The organism is Sandaracinaceae bacterium (assembly GCA_016706685.1).
Taxonomy (GTDB): domain Bacteria; phylum Myxococcota_A; class Polyangia; order Polyangiales; family Houyiibacteriaceae; genus JADJJE01.
On sequence record JADJJE010000041.1, the window covers coordinates 15,813 to 34,700 of the forward strand.

At 70.1% G+C, this 18,888-nt stretch carries 13 protein-coding genes and 2 pseudogenes; 7 read left to right on the plus strand and 8 right to left on the minus strand.

All coding sequences use genetic code 11. The features are described from left to right. Nucleotides 1–16 precede the first annotated feature (16 nt). The 4 genes from mfd (at nt 17) to IPI43_29310 (ending at nt 6,354) form a co-directional block, all read left to right on the plus strand. On the plus strand, nt 17–3,667 hold the full coding sequence (gene mfd, locus IPI43_29295) for a transcription-repair coupling factor (GenBank protein ID MBK7778163.1): 3,651 nt from the start codon (nt 17–19) through the stop codon (nt 3,665–3,667). Between the two features lie 2 nt (nt 3,668–3,669). Continuing rightward, nucleotides 3,670–4,317 carry a hypothetical protein gene (locus IPI43_29300; GenBank protein MBK7778164.1) on the plus strand — a complete coding sequence of 216 codons (648 nt, stop codon included), beginning with the start codon at nt 3,670–3,672 and terminating at the stop codon, nt 4,315–4,317. A gap of 357 nt (nt 4,318–4,674) precedes the next feature. Next, nucleotides 4,675–4,815 carry a hypothetical protein gene (locus IPI43_29305; protein MBK7778165.1) on the plus strand — a complete coding sequence of 47 codons (141 nt, stop codon included), beginning with the start codon at nt 4,675–4,677 and terminating at the stop codon, nt 4,813–4,815. Between the two features lie 585 nt (nt 4,816–5,400). Further along, a complete protein-coding gene (locus IPI43_29310) occupies nt 5,401–6,354 on the plus strand; it encodes a hypothetical protein (GenBank protein ID MBK7778166.1) in 954 nt (317 codons plus the stop codon). Between the two features lie 80 nt (nt 6,355–6,434). Here the strand turns inward: IPI43_29310 and IPI43_29315 are convergent, their stop codons facing one another. The 7 genes and pseudogenes from IPI43_29315 to IPI43_29345 form a co-directional block, all read right to left on the minus strand. Beyond that, entirely contained in the window at nt 6,435–7,895 is a 1,461-nt protein-coding gene (locus IPI43_29315) for a DEAD/DEAH box helicase (protein MBK7778167.1), read from the minus strand. A 49-nt stretch (nt 7,896–7,944) separates the two neighbouring features. Then, entirely contained in the window at nt 7,945–9,177 is a 1,233-nt protein-coding gene (locus tag IPI43_29320) for a hypothetical protein (GenBank protein MBK7778168.1), read from the minus strand. Between the two features lie 99 nt (nt 9,178–9,276). Further along, on the minus strand, nt 9,277–10,329 hold the full coding sequence (locus IPI43_29325) for a hypothetical protein (protein MBK7778169.1): 1,053 nt from the start codon (nt 10,327–10,329) through the stop codon (nt 9,277–9,279). Between the two features lie 60 nt (nt 10,330–10,389). After that, on the minus strand, nt 10,390–11,223 hold the full coding sequence (locus tag IPI43_29330; protein MBK7778170.1) for an aldo/keto reductase: 834 nt from the start codon (nt 11,221–11,223) through the stop codon (nt 10,390–10,392). A gap of 34 nt (nt 11,224–11,257) precedes the next feature. Further along, nucleotides 11,258–11,821, minus strand: coding sequence for a hypothetical protein (locus IPI43_29335; GenBank protein MBK7778171.1), 564 nt, complete (start codon nt 11,819–11,821; stop codon nt 11,258–11,260). A 78-nt stretch (nt 11,822–11,899) separates the two neighbouring features. After that, nucleotides 11,900–14,078: pseudogene (locus tag IPI43_29340) on the minus strand (enoyl-CoA hydratase/isomerase family protein). Nucleotides 14,079–14,110: 32 nt separating this feature from the next. After that, nucleotides 14,111–15,303, minus strand: a pseudogene (locus tag IPI43_29345) (acetyl-CoA C-acetyltransferase). 366 nt (nt 15,304–15,669) lie between these two features. Between IPI43_29345 and IPI43_29350 the strand changes: the two are divergent. Beyond that, on the plus strand, nt 15,670–16,341 hold the full coding sequence (locus IPI43_29350; protein ID MBK7778172.1) for a hypothetical protein: 672 nt from the start codon (nt 15,670–15,672) through the stop codon (nt 16,339–16,341). Nucleotides 16,342–17,173: 832 nt separating this feature from the next. Further along, the gene (locus IPI43_29355; GenBank protein MBK7778173.1) at nt 17,174–17,995 is read left to right on the plus strand and encodes a hypothetical protein; all 822 of its coding nucleotides are present in this window, start codon (nt 17,174–17,176) and stop codon (nt 17,993–17,995) included. Nucleotides 17,996–17,999: 4 nt separating this feature from the next. On the opposite strand, the gene IPI43_29360 is transcribed toward IPI43_29355, so the two are convergent. Next, nucleotides 18,000–18,230 (minus strand): hypothetical protein, encoded by a 231-nt coding sequence (locus IPI43_29360; protein MBK7778174.1) that lies wholly within the window; start codon nt 18,228–18,230, stop codon nt 18,000–18,002. Nucleotides 18,231–18,542: 312 nt separating this feature from the next. Between IPI43_29360 and IPI43_29365 the strand changes: the two genes are divergently transcribed. After that, nucleotides 18,543–18,881 (plus strand): MAPEG family protein, encoded by a 339-nt coding sequence (locus IPI43_29365; protein MBK7778175.1) that lies wholly within the window; start codon nt 18,543–18,545, stop codon nt 18,879–18,881. Nucleotides 18,882–18,888: the final 7 nt, after the last annotated feature.

Below are 18,888 nucleotides of genomic sequence, written 5' to 3' on the forward strand. Positions count from 1 at the left end.
CCTGCTATGGCCTGCCGTGCTCGACGATCTCTCCCCCCTGAGCGGCGGCCTCCAGCGCGCCACGGCGACCACGGACGTGGCGCTGCGTGCGCTCGCGGGCGAGGCGCGTGTGGACCTGGCGGGGCTGCCGCCCGGCGCGGCGGCGCTGCTGTTGGTGAAGGCCAGCAAGGCCCACGCGGGCCCCATGCTGGTGGTCACGGCGGACACGGACGCCATGCGCCGCACGGCCGAGAGCCTGCGCTTCTTCCTGGGCGAGAGCGACGCGGTGCGCACCGAGGTGCTGCACTTCCCGAGCGCGGACACGTCGCCCTTCTTGGACGTGGCCTCGGACCGGCGCGCGACGATGGACCGGCTCGCCGCGCTCTTTCACATGGCGCAGGGGCTGCCCTGGCGCTTCCTGGTGGTCTCGGCGGCCGCCCTCATTCGCAAGGTGGCGCCGCGCGAGGCCATCACGTCGCGCTCCAAGTGGGTGCGAGCCGAGGACGAGCTCGACCGCGACGAGCTGATCCGCGTGCTGGCCGACGGCGGCTACCTGCGCGTGCCGGTGGCCGAGGACCCGGGCACGTTCGCGGTGCGCGGCGGCATCATCGACGTGTATGCGCCGCATGCGCCCTACCCCGCGCGCATCGAGCTGGACGACTGGCTGGTCACCAGCATCAAGTACTTCGACCCCGACACGCAGCGCACGGTGTCGGAGACCAAGGGCATCTTCGTGCACCCGGTGCGCGAGACGCTGCTGGGCGACGCCGAGGTGGCGCTGGCGCGGCAGCGCATCCGCACCCTGTGCGACGACGTGAACTGGCCCACCAAGAAGACGCTGGCGCTCTTGGACGACATCTCCGCCGGGCGCATGTTCTATGGCCTGGACGGGCTCTTGCCCGCGTTCTATCCGGCGCTCCAGACCATCTTCGAGTACATCCCCGGCGACGCCCGCGTGGTGTACCTGGACCCGGTGATGTGCCACCGGACCATCCGTGACGAGCGGGAGCAGGCGCGCAACGACCACGGCGCCAAGGTGGCCGAGGGCGCGCCCACGTATGCGCTGCGGGACCACTACCTGGACGAGGCCGAGCTGAGCGTGCGGCTCGAGGCGCGGCCCGTGGCGGCGTTCCACCGCATGGTGTTCACGGGGCGGCCGAGCGAAGACGCCTCGCCGCTGGCCATCTACGAGCACTGCCAGGAAGACAGCGTGCTGCACCTGGGCGCCACGGACCACGCCGCGCTGGTGGGTGAGCTGAAGGCCGCCAAGGGTGGCAGCGGCCGCGAAGAGGGCCTGGCTCCGGGCGCGCGCAACGCACAGCGCTGGCTGGACGCGGGCATGCGTGTGCTGTTCGTGGCGCGCAACCACACCCAGGCCGAGCGCCTGCGCACGCTGCTCACGCAATACGACGTGCCCACCACGGGCAAGCCCGCGCCCTTCGAGCCCGGCATGATCGAGGGGCGCCCGCCACAAGCCGCGCAGATCAGCGTGGGCGCGCTGTCCGACGGCTTCGTGATGCCCACCGAGGGCCTGGTGTGCATCACCGAGGGCGAGATCTTCGGCACGCAGACGCGCAAGCGCGCGCCGCGCAAGCAGAAGGGGCGCGACACCGAGGCGTTCCTCGAAGACCTGCGCCAGCTCGAGGTGGGCGACTTCGTGGTGCACTCCGACCACGGCGTGGGGCGCTACCTGGGCATCGAGCGCAAGTCGCTGGGGCAGAGCCAGTTCGAGCGCTACGTGGGCAACGAAGAGCGCTACGTGGAGGTGCTGGTCGTCGAGTACAAAGACGGCGCGCGCCTCCTGCTGCCCGTCACGCGCCTGAACCTGCTGCAGAAGTTCGCGGCGGGCGACACGCACACGCCCAAGCTGGACCGCCTGGGCGGCAGCACCTTCAGCAAGACCAAGGGCAAGGTCGAGCGCGCCGTGAAGCAGCTGGCGGAAGACCTGCTGAAGCTCTACGCCGAGCGCGCCGCCGCCGAGCGCGTGGCCGTGCCGCCGCCCGACCGCAGCTACGCGGAGTTCGAGGCCACGTTCCCGTACGAGGAGACGCGCGACCAGCTGGCCGCCATCGACGACGTGATGGCGGACCTCGACGGCGGCAAGCCCATGGACCGCCTGGTGTGCGGTGACGTGGGCTTCGGCAAGACCGAGGTGGCCCTGCGCGCGGCCTTCCGCGTGGCCATGGCGGGCCGCCAGGTGGCCGTGCTGTGCCCCACCACGGTGCTGGCGCAGCAGCACTACAACAACTTCGCCGCGCGCATGAGCGACTACCCGCTGCGCGTGGGTGTGCTCTCGCGCTTCGTGGACAAGGCCGAGCAGTCCGATGTCCTGAGCGGGCTCAAGGAGGGCAAGGTCGACATCGTGATCGGCACCCACCGCCTGCTGAGCAAGGACGTGCACTTCAAGCACCTGGGGCTCCTGGTGGTGGACGAAGAGCAGCGCTTCGGTGTGTCGCACAAGGAGCGCATCAAGAACCTGCGCAAGAGCGTGGACGTGCTCACTTTGTCCGCTACCCCGATCCCGCGCACGTTGCAGATGGCCATCGGCGGCATGCGGGACCTCAGCCTGATCACCAGCGCGCCGGTGGACCGCCGGGCCGTGCGCACCTTCGCGTGCCGCTGGGACGACCACACCATCCGCGAGGCCATCCTGCGCGAGATGAACCGCGGTGGGCAGGCCTTCTTCGTCTACAACCGCATCGACGGGCTGTACGAGCGCGCGGACCGCCTCAAGAAGCTGCTGCCCGACGTGCGCATCGCCGTGGCCCACGGCCAGATGGGCGAGGTGGCGCTCGAGCAGACCATGACGGACTTCATCGAGGGCCGCTACGACGTGCTTTGCTCCACGGCCATCATCGAGTCGGGCATCGACATCCCACGCGCCAACACCATGATCATCGACCGCGCCGACACGTTCGGGCTCTCGCAGCTCTACCAGCTGCGCGGGCGCGTGGGCCGCAGCCGTGAGCGCGCCTACTGCTACCTGCTGACGCCGCCGCCCTCCACGCTGAGCGACGAGGCCCGCTCGCGCATCGAGGCCCTCGAGCGCTTCACGGAGCTGGGCTCGGGTTTCAAGGTGGCCTCGCTCGACATGGAGCTGCGCGGCGCGGGTGACCTCCTGGGCGCCGAGCAGAGCGGCAGCGTGTCGCAGGTGGGCTTCGACATGTTCGTGCACATGCTGGAGCAGGCCGTGGCCGAGCTGCGCGGCGAAGAGGTGGTGGCGGACTTCGACACCGAGATGACCGTGGCCCTCGAGCACTACCTGCCCGACGACTACATCGAGGACGTGGGCCTGCGCCTCTCGCTCTACAAGCGCCTGGCCTCGGCGCGCGACGAGCAGCGCGTGGACGACCTGGCCATCGAGATGGAGGACCGCTTCGGGCCGCCGCCGCAGCCCGCGCGCGACCTGTTGCGCGTGATGGCGCTGCGCCCGCTGCTGCGCGAGTACCGCATCCTCGGCTGCGAGGCCGACGAGCGCCGCGTGACGCTGCACCTGCGCGAAGACACGCCGCTCGACCCGTCGAAGGTCATGGGCCTGGTGGGCCAGCCGCGCAGCCCGTGGAAGCTCTCCCCCGACATGAAGCTCACGCACCACCGCGACCCGAACAGCAGCCAGAACAAGCTGGATGGCGTGGACCACGTGCGCGACGTCTTGCGCGTGCTCCCTTCTCTCTGCAAAGACAGCTGACCATGACCGACCCCAAGCGCTCCCTCGATGCCATCTTCGACGCCGACCGGGCCATGCGCCAGGCCGAGACCCAGCTGCTCTCGAGCGGCAAGCAGGGCCTGGTGCGCGTGCTCACCAGCGCCATCGCCGAGGCCAAGGAGTTGGCCGCGCGCAACCCTGTCGAGGCCGGAATGCGCCTCGAGCGCCTGGCCGACCTGTGCGCCCAGGTGCCCGGCCCCGAAATGACCGACGCCCTGATCGGCATCCTGGACCACGACGAGGCCCCTGTGCGCATCGCTGCCGGTGAGGCCCTGCTGGACGTGGCCTACGAGTACTACGCCGAGGTGGCGCGCGGCATCGAGCGCGCCCTCGACCGCGGCCACCGTGGCCTCGCCATGAGCGAGCTGCCGCACGTGCTGGCCGAGGTGGGCGAGCCCAGCGCCATCGCGCTGATGAAGCGCTTCCTGGCCACCGGCGACCCCGAGATCATCGCGTCGACCATCGAGGCATTCGTCACCCTGGACGACCCGGACGCCATCAGCGCCATCGAGCCGTTCGTGGACGACGAGCGCACGGTGGCCTTCGACGAGGCCGACGACGAGACGGGCGCCACGCTGGGCGAGCTCGCGCAGGAGGCCATCGAGGCCCTGGGCGGCGGCGAAGAGGACTGACGCGCGACGCGGTCTCGAAGCGCCCCATTCGGCGCGCTTCGTGGGGGGAGCGGTTCGGTGCCATGTCGAGGACGTCCAGCGCATCATTGAGCGCCTCGACGTCGTGAAGTGGAGCCAGAGATCGTAGTCCGCGGTGAGGACGGGGAGTCCGTAGGCCACCAGAGCACGCCTGCCGATGAGGACCGCTCGCGCTCCGCTGCGCTCTGAGGCGGCGAATAGCTCGTGTTCATCATGGATACCGGCATGCATCAGAGACACCGCAGCTCATTGGCCTATGGGAATCACGAGCGGGTATAGAAGTGTCGGGTTTGCGGTTCTTAGAAATGTCGGGTCCCCGAAGGTCGGAGGTTCGCGCACATGTCTGCCGCCTACCTGACCATGAACCTCATCGTCGCGCAGCAAGAGCACGAGACCGCAGCGAGGCTCGAGAAGGCCCGCACTTACCGCGAACGGCAGCTGCTCAAAGACCGTTTGGGTCATGTCGCTGCAGCCCACTGAGCCCTCCCCGCACGGCCTAGATGACGGCCTTGCCTACATTCTCAGCGACATTTCCATGGAACGCAGAAGCCGCCATTTCCAATGCACTTTGACAACGCTGTCGGTCAGCGCCGTTGTCACGGTGCGCGGGATCCGTCACCCTCGGCGGAGTCAAGGAGGCCCATGGCACGCACTCGAACCCGACATTCTCCTCACCTGGCGTTGAAGCGCACGCACCGCGTCACACAGGCTCGGACTCGGGCCGCAGCGCTCCGACGCTTTCTTGCGCTGTCGTTGGTCGCGGCGCTCACCAGCTCCTTCGTCGCGTGCTCGAGCGGTGACGCTCCCACGCCCACGCCGCCGTCGACGCCGCCCCCTCCGTCGTCGACGCCGCACGCGCCGGAAGCGCCGATAGCCGTACCTCCCGAACCGACGACTGCAGCGCCAGTCGCACCAGGTGCATCCGACACTGGAGAAGGGTCGCTAGACACGCCTGCGCCATCCGGAGACGCCGTCGCGAACGCTGGCGAAGGAGAAGGAGAAGGAGCGGACGTAGCCACGCGCCCGGCGGGCGCCATCGCGCTGCCCATCGAGGACGCGAGCGTCTTGTCCGGCACCCGCCCCATGGGATGCGAGCTGCTGGCGATCGAGGGTGGCCATGTGCTCCGCTCGGACTGGCAGCGCGGCGCGCCCGACTGGGCGGCCGAGATGGTGACGAACGCGACGCGGCGGGGCGTCTTCCTGCGCGAGGCTCCCGCGGACCAAGCGGCCCGGCTGCCGGCTCTGGGTGACCTGTACGTGTGGACACCCGACGGCCCCTGCCGCGTCACCCTCGGACCGCTGCAAGTCTACGCATCGAGCGAAGCGCACGAGCCCGACCCCGCGCACGCGGTGAGCGGCTGCGGGGACGTGGTGGCACCGCTGGCCATGAAGTGCAGCACGCCACCCCCTGCGCTGCGCTGGGTGCCCATCGTGCACGAGCGCACCCGTGTCCTGCGGGGAGACGCACCGTCGGGCGATCGGCTCCTCGACGCCCAGCGCCGGGCCTTTCCACCGAGCGGCGAAGACGCGGCGTGGCAGCGCGAGGAGTGGGAAGCGGCCCAAGCCCAACTGGCAGCGGGGGAGGTGCAGCTCATGCATCGCGCGCGGATCTCTCAGATAGAGGCGCCCGAGTCGTCGGGCGTGGTGGAAGCGCTGACGTTCATCGACGTCCAGTGGGCGTTCTACGCAGGGAGCTCGCCGGCAGGGAGCTGCCCGACGGAACTCTTCAGCTACGAGAGCTATGCGCGCGTGGGGAGCGAGGTCACGCGCCTCCATCAGACCTTCCGTGGCGTCGAAGGCGGTCTCCACGACGGTCGTCGCTTCGTCGCGCTGATCTGGAAGGGCGCCGGGCTCGCGGAGCACTGCGAGGGCGCCGCGTCCTGCATGGCCACGCGCCTCGCGTTCCGTCGCGCCAGCAACCGGTTCCGCGCGGACGCGAGGGGCACGTACGCGCGCGGTATGAGTGACACGTCCAGCTTCGAGCCGTTGGCCTACAGCAACCACCGCTGCGGCGAGTGAGCCACGGTCAAGAGTTCGCCTTCACCTGGGGGCGGAATGATCGTGACTTGTGACGGGTCGCTAGCGCACCACACGCACGTTCAGGCGCTGCGCGAGCCGCCACCGCCCGAAGAGCGACCGCCGCCGCCGCCACCACCGGAGCGGCTGCCGCCACCCCCACCGCCGCCGCCGCCCGAGCGGCCACCGCCGCCGCCGCCGGAGCGACCGCCACCACCTCCGCCACCACCCGGGCGACCGCCGCCACCGCCACCACCGCCCGAGCGACCGCCGCTACCCGGGCGACCACCCGTGCGACCGCCACCCGGACGACCACCACCGCCGCCGCCACCCGAGCGACCACCGCCGCCACCGAGCGGACGCGAGGCACCCGGCGACGAGCGCCCCTGCAGGTCCGTGACCGGCGGCAGCCCACGCTGCGGCGGGTACGGGTGATCTTCCACGCGTTCCACGTGGCGCTTCATCAGGCGCTCGATGTCCGCCAGGAAGGGGCGGTCCTCGTCTTCGCACAGCGCCCAGGCGATGCCGGTCTCTTCGGCGCGGCCGGTACGACCGATGCGGTGCACGTAGGTCTCGGGCACGTTCGGCAGGTCGAAGTTGATGACGTGCGACACGCCGCTCACGTCGATGCCGCGGGCTGCGAGGTCGGTGGCCACCAGCACGGGCAGCGAGCCGTCGCGGAAGCCGTCCATGGCCCGCGTGCGTGCGTTCTGCGACTTGTTGCCGTGGATGGCCTGCGCCGAGATCTTGGCCTTCTCGAGGTGCTCCACGATGCGGTTGGCGCCGTGCTTGGTGCGCGTGAACACCAGCGTGCGGGTCACCTCGGGGCGCTTCAGCAGGTCCACCAGCAGGCTGCGCTTGTCACCGTGGTCCACGAAGAACACCTGCTGCGTGACCAGCTCGGTGGCCGACGACACGGGCGCCACGGCCACGCTCACCGGGTCCGTGAGCAGCGACTCGGCCAGCTCGCGGATGACGGGCGGCATGGTGGCCGAGAAGAACAGCGTCTGGCGCTTCTGAGGCAACGCCTTCACCACGCGCTTCACGTCGGGCAGGAAGCCCATGTCCAGCATGCGGTCGGCCTCGTCCAGCACGAAGATCTCGACCTTGGTGAGGTTGACGTGGCCCTGGCCCATGAGGTCCAGCAGGCGGCCGGGCGTGGCGATGAGCACGTCCACGCCGCGCTTCAGCTCCGCGATCTGCGGGTTCTCCTTCACGCCGCCGAAGATCACCGTGTGCCAGAGATCCAGGTTCTCGCCGTAGGTGGCGAAGCTCTCACCAATCTGGGCGGCCAGCTCGCGGGTGGGGGTGAGCACCAGGGCGCGGATGGCGGGGTCGTCGCCGGCGGTGGCGTCGATGCGCTGGAGTACGGGCAGCGCGAAGGCCGCCGTCTTCCCGGTGCCGGTCTGGGCACAGCCCAGGAGGTCGCGCCCGGCCACCACGGAGGGAATGGCGGCGCGCTGGATGGGGGTGGGATTCTCGTACCCGGCGGCCGCGACGGCGCGCACCAGGGGATCGATCAAGCCGAGCTCTGCAAAAGTCACGGCGCTGCGTCGCACATTGGGGCGCAGACGCAAGGCCTCGCGCCGTGAGTCAGAGCTCCAAGAGGTCGTCGCAACCGCTTCCGTCAGCGCCCGGAATCACGATCTCCACGATCTGCCTGTCGATGAAGGTGCTGCCGTCACCGCGGAACAAGAGCTCCAGCCGGAAGCGCTGCGGGCCCACGCCGGGGGCCACCACGCCATTGCGTAGCGCCACGCGGTAGACCAGCAGCGTGCCGGCGCGCACGCCCAGGAAGGCCTGCCCTGGCACGTCGATGCCGCTGACCCCGTCGGCCGGGATGGCGCGCGCCGGGACGATGCCGTCGATGAACTGCAGCACGTCCACGCCGTCGTTGCGGTCGGGATCCTGGGCGATCACGGAGATGTCCTGGATGACCGTGCTCGCGAAGGTGCGGATGGCGTCCACCACGCCCGTGGAGAGGCGCTCGCCGGACTCGCCGATGTCGAACACCAAGGGCTGCCCGCGGTCGTCCACGGCGCCCGTCATGGTGGCCAGGCGTCTCAGGGGCGGCGCCGGCGCGCCCCCTCCCGAGTCGAAGCCGAGCACGCGCGCGTTGATGGCGTCGAGCGCGCCCAGCGTTTCGTCCCAGGTGTGTGGCGTGGGCGAGATGCCGCGGTAGTTGGACCCGCTCTCGAAGGGGTCTTGGTGAAACTGCGCGTCCGTGAAGAGCATGATGACGGGCAGCGCGTCCGTGCGCATGCAGGCGTAGCCGATACCACCCGAGGGGCAGCCCACGGACGGTTGCACGAAGCTGCCGATGCCCGCGCCCGTGGCCACCTGATAGAGCGCCTCCACCTGCGACTCACGCCGGTCGAGCCCGTTGGAGAGCCGGATGCTGTCCACGGCGCCCTGCGCCGACTCGATGGCCGCGCTGCTGGACGAGTGCAGCGTGAAGGGCGTGTCCCCGTCCTCGCTGGTGCCGTAGTCCGCGATGGGGAAGTCCGCGAAGCTGGCCACGGCCACCTGCGAGTCTGGGATGGCTTCGCGAATGGCGGGCGCGATGCGGTCGCGAAGACGGTCCCGGATGCGGTTGATCTCCGCGGACATCGAGAGCGTGCGGTCGATGAGGAAGACCACGTCGGCGCGGCCCACGCGGGCCTCGGTCTCGAGCTCCACCTCCACGATGCCGCCATCGAAGGGGACCTCGAGGCAGGGCACCTCGGCGTCCATGCCCATGTCCACGCCCGCGTCGGGGCCGAGGTCGGGCACTGGGAGCCCCGTGCGCGCGCCGCAGCCCGCTCCCACGAAGCAAAGGGCCAACACGAAGAGACCATTGAGTACGCTGGGTCGAGTCACCGCCGCCCATGCTAGCAGGCGGCCACGTCGATGGCATGAACCTGGCCACGCCGTGTCGAGGGCCCCCTACCCGAAGCGGGGCGGACGCCAGCGGGCGCGGCGCTTGGCGGCGTGCGCGCGCTCCCGGTCACGCCCGAAGATCTCCACATAGTCGATGTCCACCGCGTGGGGCGGGAGCGCAGGGCCAAGCTCCGCGAGTCGCACCTCGACGGAGTCCAGGAAGCGAAGCAGGCCCGCGGTGGCACCCGCGAACACGTTGGGCGTGACCGCCGCGCGTGTGGCGGCCAGCTGCGTGGCGCAGCCCGACCCGATGGCCCGCTTGCTGGCCAGTTCGGCGAACGACGCGTTGAGCGTGCTGGGGTGAAAGCCCTGCTGGAGCAGGATGCCCGCCCCCACGCGCAGGCAGGCCAGTGGGTCCAGCAGGCCGTCTTCCAACAGCACCAGCGCAGGCTGGAAGTAGTTGAAGAAGGGGCACACGCGCGGGCCAAAGCCCTCGAACATGGCGGGCGACGACACGCGGTCGAGGTGGATGAAGATGCGGTGCACGCAGTCCGCCCGCGGCACCCGGCCCGCGGTGCGCACGATCTGGGCGATGTTCTCGGGGTACACGCGCGCGGCGTCCAGCACCGCCATGAGCTGCCGGTTGTCCACGCGCCCGGCGCACAGGTCGGCGTACAGCGAGTAGATGAAGGCGTCGGCCTCGGCGTCATCGCCGAACAGGATCTCGCCGTGGTCGCGCTCGCCGTGCACGCGTGCCGACAGCAGCGCCTCCAGCTTGTAGCTGACCTGGTCCTTGATGACCCGGAAGCGCCCCTTCATCAGGTTGTCCAGGCTGGGCTTGAGCGTGAACGAGTCCCAGCGGATGCCGTCGAGCCGCAGCTTGGCCTCGAGCACCCGGCGCATCTGCTCGGGGCTGCCGGACAAGATGAACACGGCCGCCGGGTCGGTGGCGCGCAGCTCGCGCAGCAGGACGGAGGCCCCCGGGACGGTGCGCTTGCGGGTGGCCGGCTCTACCGCAGTGCGCAGCAGGTCCCGGATGCTGTCGAACTCGGTCCGCAGGTACGTCTTGTCGAGGTCCCAGCGGTAGACGACGCGGGCGGGGTCGAGCGGGGTCAGCACGCTTCGACTCTAGCAGCCCGTCGGAGAACGTCTGCCATTCTCTCGTATCCCTGTTTGCGGTCAGCCATGCTCGATGGCGCTGAGCTCCGCCGTGGTCAGCGTGATGACCGCGGCGGCCAGGTCCTCGGCCATGTGCCCAGGGTCGCGGGTGCCCGTGAGCGGCAGCATGCCCACGTGCAGGGCGAATCGGAACACCAGCTGCGCGGGGGTCACACCGTGGCGCGCAGCGATGGTCTTCAGCTCCGGACGCGCCAGCACGGGGCCGTTGGCCGTGAGCAGCGAGAAGCCCTGGTACACGATGCCGTGGCGCTTGCACTGGGCGCGCACGTCGCCGTCCCAGCGACGGCTCGCGTAGCAGCGGTTCTGCACGAAGCGGGGCGCCACGCGCGCGAACTTCACGAGCTCCGCCACCTGCCCCGCGCTCACGTTGCTGATGCCCAGGCTGCCCACCACCCCCTGCCCCACCAGCGCTTCCATGGCGCGCCAGGCCTCGTGGTCGTTGCGGTGCAGCCCCTCGCCGTTCGTCGGCCCGTGCAGCACCAAGCTGTCGATGTAGCGCAGCCCCAGGTGCTCCTGCGAACTCTCGAAGGACTGCCTGACCTGCGTGCCGACGGGCGCCTTCGGGTCATAGGGCAAGCGCTGGTCCTGGCCACGCTCGAACGTGAACTTGGTCTGCACGAAGAGCTCGGCGCGCTGCACCCGGCCGCTCGCCAGCGCGGCCTGGAGCGCCGCGCCCACGCCCGCCTCGAAGTAGTGCTTGCGCTGGTTGGCGGTGTCGATGCCCCGGAAGCCTGCCACGAGGGCCTGCGTCACCAGCGCCTCGGTGGCGTCTTCTTTCCACGCCGTGCCGTAGAGCAGCGTGGGGTGCGTGGGAGAGCCTCGGCCTTCGATCATGCCGGAGGGTACCTCGATCTCGCTTCGGCGCGCCTCAGCGCGGGCGCTGGCTCAGGGTGCGATGCGCGCGGGTCTCGATGCTGTCCAGGAACACCGACAGCGACGCACGCGCCCGCTGCCGCAACATGAACACCGCCACGCCCGTGGCCACCAGCAACGCCAGCAGCAGCATGGCCAGCCAGCGCGGGTTGGGGTTCAAGAACATCATGGGCAGCAGCGACAAGCAGAACGCCGGGAACATGCGCGTCTCGAGGCGCAGTGTGTCCCCCGCGATGCGCGGAAGGATGGCCACCACGCCCATGGTGCGGTTCCAGCCGAAGAACTTGTACTTCATGCGCAGCCAGCCGCGCCCGTCTTGCCAGGCGCCCACGGCCTCCTCGTCGTCGTGGCGCAGGCCCTCGAGGCCCAGCTCCCCCACGGTGAGCGCGCTCGGGGTGGCGTCACGGTAGGCGGCCGCCACCAGCCGCCGCATGAGCGGCTCCTCGCGGCTCAAGAACGGAATGAACGCGAGCTTCGCGTAGTGCTTCGGGAACACGTACATCGCCACGTACTCCGCGACGAGCGCGCCAACCATCGCGAGGAGCCAGAGCTTTGCCATGCGGGCCGGGTGTAGCACGCAAAACGGCGGGCCCCGAAGAGCCCGCCGCTGCGTGTGGTCATCAGGCGCGTGCCCGGACTACTTGGTGAAGGTCTTTCCGCTGGCCGCCATCTCGCGCAGGAGCTTCGGCGGCGTGAAGCGCTCGCCGTACTTGATGGCGAGCTCCTCCGAGCGGCGCACGAACTCGGGCAGGCCCACGTAGTTCACAAACTGCAGGAGACCACCGGTCCAAGGCGGCGCGCCGATGCCCATGATGGACCCGATGTTGGCGTCGGCCACCGAGCGCAACACCTTCTCCTCGAGGCACCGAATGGTCTCGATGCTCTGGATGTAGAGCAGGCGGTCCTTCAGGTCCTGGAACTGGTGGGGGCTGGGGACGCCGCCGTCCGCGCGCTGGAAGTGCTCCTTGAGGCCCGGCCAGAGGTTCTTCTTGCCGCCCTCGGGGTAGTCGTAGAAGCCACCGCCGGCCGCGCGGCCCTTGCGGTTCAGCTCCACGCACATCTTGTCAATGACGGTGTCGGCCGGAGTGGCGGTGTACGCCTTGCCCTCGGCCTCGAGCGCCTTCTTGATCTCGGCGCGCACGTGGCGACCCAGCTCGAGGCTGACCTCGTCGTTGACGGCCAGCGGGCCAACCGGCATGCCCACCTGCAAGGCGGCCTGCTCGATGGAGTTGGCCGCGAAGCCCTCCGCCAGCATGGACACGCCTTCCATGGCGAACGTGCCGAACACGCGCGACGTGAAGAAGCCGCGGCTGTCGTTGACCACGATGGGCGTCTTCTTGATCTTCACCACGTAGTCGAACGCCATGGCGAGCGCCTCGTCCGAGGTCTCCTTGCCCATGATGATCTCGACCAGCGGCATCTTGTCGACCGGCGAGAAGAAGTGCAGCCCGATGAAGCGGGTCGCATCCTTCGACGCCTTGGCGAGGCCCGTGATGGGCAGCGTGGAGGTGTTGCTGCACATCAGCAGACCCGGCGCGGCGGCGGCCTCGGCCTCCTGCGTGACCTTGGCCTTCAAGCTCACACTCTCGAACACGGCCTCGATGATCATGTCGCAGCCCGCGAGCCCGCTCGCCTCGGCGGTGGTCTCGATGAGCGCGAGCGTGGCGTCCGCCGCCTCACGCGTCATGGCACCCTTCGATACGCGCTTCTCGAGGATCTTGGCGGTGTACGCCTTGCCCTTCTCGGCGCCCTCGAGCGTGACGTCCTTCAGCACACAGGGGATGCCCACGGTGGCCGTGGAGTACGCGATGCCCTGCCCCATCATGCCGGCGCCGAGGATGCCCACCTTCTTGGGGAGCGTCTGCGGGATGTCCTTCGGACGGCTGGCGCCGCTGCTGATCTTCTGCAGGTCGAAGAAGAACGCCTTGATCATGTTCTTCGCGACGCGCCCGGTGGCGAGCTCCACGAAGTAGCGGCTCTCGATGCGCTGTGCGGTGTCGAAGTCCACCTGCGCGCCCTCGACGGCGGCGCTCATGATGGCGCGCGGCGCCGGGTAGTGCGCACCCTTCAGCTGCTTCTTCAGGTTGGACGGGAAGGCCGGCAGGTTGCCCGCGAGCTGGGGGTTGCTGGGCGTGCCGCCGGGCATCTTGTAGCCCTTGGCGTCCCAGGGCTGCGTGGCCTTCGGGTTGGCCAGCAGCCACGCCTGCGCCTTGCCAGCATGTCGTCGGCGTCCTTGGCCAGCTCGTGGATGAGGCCGGTGGCCAGCGCCTGCGAGGGCTTGAGGCGCGGACCCTGGACGAGCACGTCCATGATGGCCTTCTGCACGCCGAGCAGGCGCACGGTGCGCACGATGCCGCCGCCGCCGGGCAGCAGGCCGAGCGTGACCTCGGGCAGGCCCAGCTGGATGCGCGGGTCGTCGAGGCACACGCGGTGGTGACATGCGAGCGCGATCTCGAGGCCACCGCCGAGGGCGGCGCCGTTGATGGCCGCCACCACGGGCACGCCCAGCGTCTCGAGGGCGCGCAGCTGCCGGTGATCTCGCGCACGTGCGCGAACATGTCGGCGGCGTTCTCGGGCTGCGCCTCGCTCAGCATCTTCAGGTCGCCGCCGGCGAAGAAGGTCTTCTTGGCGGAGGTCAGGATCACGCCCTTCACGGCGCCCGACTTCACCTCGCCCTGGAGCCGCGCCACGGTGCGCTTCATGGACTCCTGGTAGAGCTCGTTCATGGTGTTCGCGGACTGGTTGGGGTCGTCCATCGTCAGCGTGACGATGCCGTCTTGGCCCAGGTCCCAGCGGATTGCGGTCTGCTCAGTCATGTTCTTTGTACCTTTCGCGTTTCCGTGGGAACTCAGATGCGCTCGATGATGGTGGCGATGCCCATGCCGCCGCCGACGCACAGCGTGGCCAGGCCGTAGCGCTTGTTCTGCCGCTCGAGCTCGTCGAGGACGGTGCTGAGGATCATGGCGCCCGTGGCTCCGAGTGGATGCCCCATGGCGATGGCGCCTCCGTTCACGTTCACGCTGTCGGGTCGATGCCCATGTCCTTGGCCAAGCGCAGCGGCACGGACGCGAAGGCCTCGTTGATCTCCCGGACAGATCTGGATGTCGTCCGGTCATGCCCGCGCGAGCGAGCGCCCGCTGGGCGGCGGGGCGGGGCCGGCCAGCATGATGGTCGGTCGGTGCCCGTGACGGCGATGGCCACGATGCGCCCGCGCCTTGAGACCCATGGCCTGCCGGCCTCTTCGTTGCCGATGAGCACTGGCGCCGCGCCGTCCACGATGCCGGAGCTGTTGCCGGCCGTGTGCGTGCTCGATCTTCTCCGCGTGGTACTTCTGGAGGGCCACCGCGTCGAAACCGCCCATCTCGCCGATCATGGTGAACGCGGGCTTCAAGTTGCCCAGCGCCTCCATGGTGGCGTCGCCGCGGATGTACTCGTCGTTGTCCAGCACCACGAGGCCGTTCTGGTCCTTCACGGGCACCACGCTCTTGGCGAAGCGGCCCTCGGCCCAGGCCTGGCTGGCGAGGCGCTGCGAGCGCAGCGCGAAGGCGTCCACGTCCTCACGCGTGAAGCCCTCGAGCGTGGCGATCAGGTCCGGCCGAGATGCCCTGCGGCACAAGCCGGAGGTGTTGGTGGCGGGGGTCCATGGCCTCGCGCCCGCCGGACCGTGCGCCGCATGGACTCACGGACCACGCCGCCCGCGAGGACCATGTCCTCGAAGCCCGAGCGCACCTTCTGCGCGGCCAGGTTCACGGCCTCGAGGCCGGAGGCGCAGAAGCGGTTGATCTGCAGACCCGCGACGGTGTCCGGCAGGCCCGCCGCGATGGCCGCGGTCTTGGCGATGCAGGCGCCCTGGTCACCCACGGGCGTCACGCAGCCCAGCACCAGGTCGTCCACGTTGTCGAGATCGAGGTTGGGCTGCCGCTCGCGCAGCGCGTCGATCAGGCCCGTCACCAGCGAGACCGGCTTCAGGGGCGTCGTGACCGATCCTTCCGGTCGTATCGTGGCTCCTGTTGGTTCGGCCGCTGGGCGTGCCGACTGAATGAGTATTCAATGTCTAAACGAAGACGGGGCGGAAGTAAATCCCCCGGCAGGCTAGCTCCACCCGAAAGGGATCCCAACCCGGAGAGGTGGTCGCGAGGAGGGCAGGGGCATCCCTGGTCTGCGAGGTGCGCTCACGCTGGCGCTGCACTCAGATGCCTCCCTGGCTGGCACTGGCTTCGCTCATTTGTGTACTGGGGCCCGTAAGCAACCGCTCCAGGACGCCCCTCGCCCTCCATGGTGACGCCTCGTTTGGGCGCTTCCGGGGTGCGCTGCCGAGGCAGGGGACGCAGTCTGTGCCACGTGACGTGCGAAGGTCCGCCCTGGCCCTTCTCGTCTCGGCGTCGACTACACTTTCTAGAGGTACCCATGACCACCTACGAACGTCTCCGGCGACTCTTCACCGACCTCTCGATCGCCACGCTGGCCACGCAGGCTGCGGGTTGTTCCGAGACGCACAGGCTGAGCCGCGTGGGGTTCGACACCACGTCGTGCGATGAGGGCCTGATTTTGGAGGCTGCTGAGCCTGCGAGCGCGGTCGACTACCTGGCCATCCGGCGGGTCTTTCAGGACAATGGGAGCGGCGCCGCGGTGCCGCCACCGCGCCGGTGGCCGGACAGCTCGTTCAGCTGCGCTCTGCGGGGTGGCGGTGATGGGGCCTGCCTCGCCGAGGTCGATGGCCTTCCCACCGAGACGGGGTTCGGGTACCCCTACTCGCCCTTCGAGACGTACGCGACGCGCTACCAGCTCATCTGGACACGCGGCGACGAGGTGGGGGTGGTCACTACCGACGAGGAGCTGCGCGCCTTCCTGGGGACCATCGACAACGCCGAAGAGGCCATGTTGATCGCACGGTTCGCGGCGGGGCACCGGGTGCTGTGCGATGGTCCGAACACGCGAGTCACCGACGAGGGCATCGAGGTGCTGACGACCACGGGTGACACGTGTGGACCCGGGACGATGCGGTCCGAGCACATCCTGCTGATTGCCCCCGACGGGACAGCGACCGTTCGTCGGTCGGTCGTCGTCGAGATTGGGTGACCGGGTGCGTGATCCGGACGCCTGACCAGCGACGTTACGCCGCCTGCGTGGGACGGCCACGCGGACCCGGGATCGTACTTACGCCGAGATGGCGGTGCTCGAACCAGCGCGGTGGTAGCGTTCAGGCGCCTGGCGCGCGAGCCGCTGTGGCTCGGGGCCCGAGCGAAACTAGTGGCACGCGCGCGAGTGGGCCGGGACGACGGGCGCGGCACGTGCACCAGTTGGCGGAGCTGGCGCAAGGTGTTCGTTGCCGAGTCGGTAGGGAGGAGGCTGACGGTCGCGCGCGGTCCCGGAGATGCTGGCCTCCGCCCTCCCCCCTCACGGCGCCCTTCGACAGCGCGCTCGAGAACGCGCGCGGGGCTGCGATGCGGGGAAGACGCCCGGGGCCGCTGGTGGCCACTCATCAGGCGCGGCGCGCGACAGGGACACGCGGGTGGCGGAGGGGCAGCCGAAACACATCGCGCGCGACGAGACGCACCACGCGGCCTTCTCGTGGGACCTGGCGGCGTGGCTCACCACGCAGCTCTCGGCGGAGGATCGCGCGCTGGTCGCTCTCGAGCGCGCACTGGCCGTGGCGCGCTTTGGTGTGGCGCACGACAGCGGCCTCGACCCCGACGCGAAGGTCGCCGCGGGCAAGCCGGACGCGGAGACGGCGCTAGGCACTGTATGTGGGCCTCCACAAGAGTGTCTGGGCGTAGCGGCCGCTTCGTGTAGTCTCCTCGCATGCCGAGGGGAGAGATGCTCATGTCCTCCGTAGGCTGCACTACCCCCCAGCCCAGCAGGTCAAATGCGCTACTCGCCGTCCGCGCCACTCGTCGCACTCGCCACGTCCGTGTCTCCACCACGTCGACACTCCTGGGTTTGGCTCACCGCGAGCCTGCTGGTCGCGTGTGGCGGCGAAGAGCCTGCCGCGACGGGCGCGCCCGCTGCGCCTCTCGCGCCGGCGGCCCCTGCCCCCGCGCCCACGGCGGCTGAGGCGCCCGCTGCGCCTGCTGCTGAAGCCGCGCCAGCTGCTCCTGCAGGCCCGCCCACGTCATGCCACCTCGAGCCGGCGGGCGGCACCGTGGTCATCGCCAACCGCCGCGCGCCGCTGGTGATGGTGGGGGCCGAGCACGCCGTCATCCTCCACGAGGCGCGCCGACCGCCTGCGCGCTGCCAGGGGGCGCCGCTCGCCACGGTGATTCCCGTGCCCGTGCCCGCCGCCCTGCCCGTCCCGTCCACGCCGCCCGAGTGCTTCCCGGAAGAGGAAGACACCACCGGCCGCATCGCGCAGACCGGCCGGCTCGAGCGCATCGGCGACGTGCCCGTGTTCTTGGGCTGCAGCTGCGACCCCGACCCAGTCAACGGCTGCGCCTGCGGCGTCACGGCGCCGCCCGGCGCGTTCGGCAGGCGCTCGTTCTACATGGGCGGCAGCCACACCACCACCGGGGGCCTCGGCGTGGACCTCGCGGTGAACGGCGACGTGGCCTACATGGCCGCCGACGTCGACGACACGGGCAACGGCCGCATCGCTTTCCTGGGTCACCGCATCAACCTGGCGGCGCCGGCCGAGGACCGGCCGCGATGGCGCCAGATCGCGCCCGAGCCGTCAGCCGCGCCGTGCGCCACGGGCTGCGCATCGAGATTGTGGAGAACCTGCCGGACCGCACCGTGATCCTCTACGGCTCAGCGAACGCGCCGCGGGCCACGCGCGTGGTGATGGGCGCCGATGGCCTGCGTGAGGGCGCCGCCGAGACCGTGGACTGGCCCGTGGTTCCTCCGCCCGTAGCGTCGGTCATCAGCGACCGCGAGCGCGGCGCGCCGCCCTTCGTGCGGTTGGTGACCAGCGACGCCATGCGCCCCATCACGGGCGTGAATGACGCGGTGGGCGCGTTCAGCCCTGCGCTCATCGAGGTGGACGGTGCCCACGTGCTGTTCTGGTCCGAGGACCTCGGAGACCGCACGCGCATCTGGGGCGCCATCTTGAACATTGCCACCGCCGAGATCGGCGCGCGCTTCAGTCACCGCGGGCGACGTGGAGTCCGGCAACGTGCACGCCGACGTGTTCGGTGGGCACGCGGTGGTCACGTGGGCCCAGCGCGAAGGCGAAGGACACGCCGTGCGCGCCGCCAACCTGGTATGCAGCCGGTGATGACGCTCTCGACGACCGCCCTCTACGCTGGACTCCTCGGCGCATTGCACCTGGTGCTGGCCGTGCGCGCGTGGGGACGCCGCGCACCACCACCAGCCTCACGCTCGGGCGAGCCGCCACGCCGCCCACGGCAGAGGCCGAGCGCTTGGCGAGCTTCGTCGCCTGGGTGCCCATGGGGCTCGTGCTGCTCGCGCTGGGGGAGGTCAACGGGTTCTCGGCGCCCGCCCTGCACGGGGCTGGGGTTGCCCTCGTGCTCGCGCGCGTCCTTCACGCCGCGGGGATCCGCGCCGATGGATCCACCACGCAGCTCAACTTCGGCGGCGCCACGCTGACGTCGCTGGTGATGCTCATGCTGGCCTGCGGTCTCCTGGTGACCGGTGCGCTCGCCCTCGCACCCCCCGTGAGCTGATGCCGTC